This is a genomic window from Alkaliflexus imshenetskii DSM 15055, assembly GCF_000517065.1.
GTDB lineage: Bacteria > Bacteroidota > Bacteroidia > Bacteroidales > Marinilabiliaceae > Alkaliflexus > Alkaliflexus imshenetskii.
The window spans coordinates 1-3624 of the sequence record NZ_KI912105.1; the positions used below are offsets into that span (position 1 = coordinate 1).

A 3624-nucleotide genomic window follows, 5' to 3' on the forward strand; every position below is an offset into this window, starting at 1 on the left:
ACGACTTACTCCTTGATTTGTAAAGGTGAACAGTATACCACAATTTTTACATTTGAAGCGTTGCTTACCTTGCTGTTTTCCCCACTTAATTACATCTAAACTATCACAACTCCAACAGCGCTTTTTCTTGGATATTATCATAAAAAAGAGTTTATTGAAACCAATTTCAATAAACTCTTTCAAATCGCAATAGATACAATGCATACAGAGGTTTCTACCAACTATTTTTTGCTATTATATCGATACAAACAGATCATACAATCCTTTTGTATGGCCCACTGTTATATATACAACGCTATTGTCCTCCTGCTCAATAAGCACCTTACGGTTTAAGCGAGTTTGCTCAGGCACATCAAAATTGGTAATAATTCTGTTCTTAAATGCAGTAGTATCTTTGGCTAGCTTCTCAGCGTCCATTTTGTCATGAGGATCACCCACCTCCGGATCATAATTTGCTCCTATTGGAATATGAGGGCGATTGTAATAAATATTGATAGCTTCGATGACTCCTGCGCCAAATGGAACAGTACCTGAACTATAGATGCAAGCTAAAATCTCGGCTTCGCCTCTATCAGCAAGGACATGCAGCACAGCAAGAGCTCCCGCATCGTCACAATCAGACCCCATATCTGTATCAAAAATTACTTTCACAGGAATAGCATTAATTGCCATATCACTATGGTCATATGATACGCAAGACCAGAAGAGGATGTAGCAGCATATCAGCAAACTAAAAGGGGTTATTATCTTCATTTATATCAACTATTAAGATTAAGTTATAGATTCCTAAATAAATCCTATCCTATCATGCTATCGGGTAATCACCAGTACGTATGGTTTGATTTCGGGAGCGGTAAAACTAATTGTCCCAAAAGTTGGATTTAGATTGGTAAACAGGCCCGTTACCGGATTAAACCATTTGTAGTTCATATCGTCTGCTAATTGGGGAATGGTTATAACTCCTCCTTGAGGAAGATATGCAATATATAGGTGTTTACCCTTTACCAACATTGGATGGTTTTCTATATTTAAATCCCACCTGCGTTCTATATCACGAACGTTCAAGTCATTAAACACTCTGGATATTAAACCAACGTAATTTGCTCCATCCTGTTTCATGGCATCTCTCCAGCTCATACGTTGGGAGGCCCAACTATCCCATCCAGGCTCATCATAAGTAACCTGCCATTGCCAAAGCCCAGCAGCGCCATATACTACGCCCATGGTTCCACCTGACATTAATTGCATCCACGCATCGTGACCCTGCCACCAGCCTAAACCAGAACTTCCTCCTCCCATACCTTCGTATGTAGGTTCACCGTTTGCAACAGCCTTTATCGGATGATTATCGTACATTCTCCATACCTTGGAAAAATCATGAACTCCACTATGTCCTGTTTGTGCCCACTGAAAATCCAACCATTCAGCATCCTGATATGACTTATCATAATGAAAACATCTCACATGATCAATCTCATCTGCCCATGGAGCCTGAAAATCACTACATGGGTTGTAATGCAGGCCGGTAGGTTGCCAATAACAATCCCACTCTTCCAGCATTAATCCACTTTCAACAATTCCAGGCCCTTTCCCATCGTTATCTGCACTTAACAACCACATAGCTGGTTTGCTACCATATCGGGCGAGGAGGTATTTACAAAACCGAACATATTCATCTGAATCAACTTCATTACCTAAAACCCGTAACCCTTTCCATCCAAAACCATGAAATAAAGGCTGATAAACAGGCACAATTTCATTTTCAATTAGAATATCAATAAGTGTATCCAAATAATTAAAATACTCAGGATTTAACTGGTTTATATGACCTTTATGCAAATCAAAAAAGCCTCTTGCGAAACCCTCCCATACACCTCTATCAGAAGGCCCATCTGCATCCATGTCAGGTTGAACAACCATCAGGAGAGCTGTGTTAAAACCTTGAGCCTTTCGAAAAGATGCATACTCCTGAACTTGTTCAATTGTTGCTCGAAAAGGAAGAGCCCATGGAGTATCTCCAACGATAACAAATGATTGTCCATTTTTGTGAACTACATTACGACCCACGGGTGACATTTCGAGTAATCCATTTGTTAAAAGGCGATTTGTACTTTTTGATGGGATTGATTTAATCCGACCCATCTTGCCGTGAAGATTGCTATCATTAATGTTTGAACTAAATGATTTCCAACTCCAAAAGGAACTGTCATCGGGAGTGGCAAACCGAATTTTCCAACTATTTCCTCCACTCCAGAATCCTGGACGTATTAGTGTGTCACCTGCCTGATTAAAGAATACTGCCCAGACATCAACATCGGTGTATGGATTATCATAACTATTTGTTGAAGAAAGAGTAATTTCATATGTATGCCATTGCTCAACCTCAGGATATGAAGATTGACAGGAAATTGACATTATCATTAAGCTAAAAACAAGTAGATATTTCATAACACAGTAAATATTCATGAATAAAACGATTTAACCTTTTCAATAAAAACAACCACAAATATATAGGAATATGAGCGGTCGGCACGACCCAGCGATTATTCCAGGTTGAACGACATCCCGTCTGAACTACAACTGGTAACTATGGACTTTTTGTCGGTTTTTGATGTTTTTGGCAAGAACGCCTATGCTGCGTTCGTGCTGTTTTTAACCTTATCGGTTTAAGAGATGAGTGGTCTTTGTGTTTCAAATGTTGAAAACCAGCTTCTTTTGGGCTTAAAACCCACCGTCAAGGCAATACGATGCCGAACCTCATGTGAATGAAGTTTTTAAAGGGAATGTAATGTTGGTTACTGCAACTTATCAAAAAGCATAGAAGGCAGATGCCCTGCGGGTGACCGAATCCTGGGCAGGGTTCTGATGACAATCAGACGACCCGTTTTGCAATGCGGACATTTGGTTATGTCAAATCCTGTCAATCTTAAAATGCGCTCTGGAGCCGTTTCGGGCTTTTGTTTAGCTGTCATCTGGTCAATGTCAGGCTTTTCATCGGGCACAAATTGCAAATCCAGATGGAGTTTTGTGGTGTGATGATAAATACCGAACCGACGGATACGCACGTAACCATCTGGCATAACATGCAAAGAGAATCGACGCAGAAACTCTTCTCCGTTCAGGGATACCGGTTTTATTTGTGCCCGGTCGCGGTAGTCTTTAGCCACGAAAGTGACATTTGTTGAGTCAACATTCAATATCCGCTGGTTGCTGATGGCAATGCGATGGGTGTATTGCCCCAGATACCTGATGACATGTTCGGCGCCAGCCATTGAGGGTTCGCAATAGACGACCCACTTTTTTGATGAGCGGCTTCAATGCAGACTTTGAAGCCATCCATTGCAGATAGTTTTCGCAGTTCTCTTTTTATGCTGTCCAGAAATTTACCTTTAAAGGCAGCACTCAACTGGTGCACCGGATAGAGATAATTTTCATATTTGCCGATATGGCGCCATTTTCCCGACAACGAGTATCCTGCTGCCGGAACAATGCAGTGCAAGTGCGGATGCAATGAAAGGTTCTGCCCCCAAGTGTGTAACACCGCAACGGCTCCGGTTTCACAACCGTAATGCGTGTACCCAAAGCTGTGCAGTATACCTCTGGTGGCGTGGAACAAAATTATTG

At 41.3% G+C, this 3624-nt stretch carries 3 protein-coding genes and 1 pseudogene; all 4 read right to left on the minus strand.

Annotated elements, in window-relative coordinates; genetic code table 11:
* Positions 1-204: IS1/IS1595 family N-terminal zinc-binding domain-containing protein (locus ALKIM_RS20400; RefSeq protein ID WP_449353780.1), on the minus strand; the 204-nt coding region annotated here is incomplete at its 3' end.
* Between the two features lie 30 nt (positions 205-234).
* Entirely contained in the window at positions 235-672 is a 438-nt protein-coding gene (locus tag ALKIM_RS17045; RefSeq protein ID WP_052345149.1) for a nucleoside hydrolase, read from the minus strand.
* 138 nt (positions 673-810) lie between these two features.
* Entirely contained in the window at positions 811-2415 is a 1605-nt protein-coding gene (locus ALKIM_RS17050) for an apiosidase-like domain-containing protein (RefSeq protein WP_044117638.1), read from the minus strand.
* Positions 2416-2795: 380 nt separating this feature from the next.
* Positions 2796-3624, minus strand: a pseudogene (locus ALKIM_RS20405) (IS91 family transposase); the annotation flags it as partial.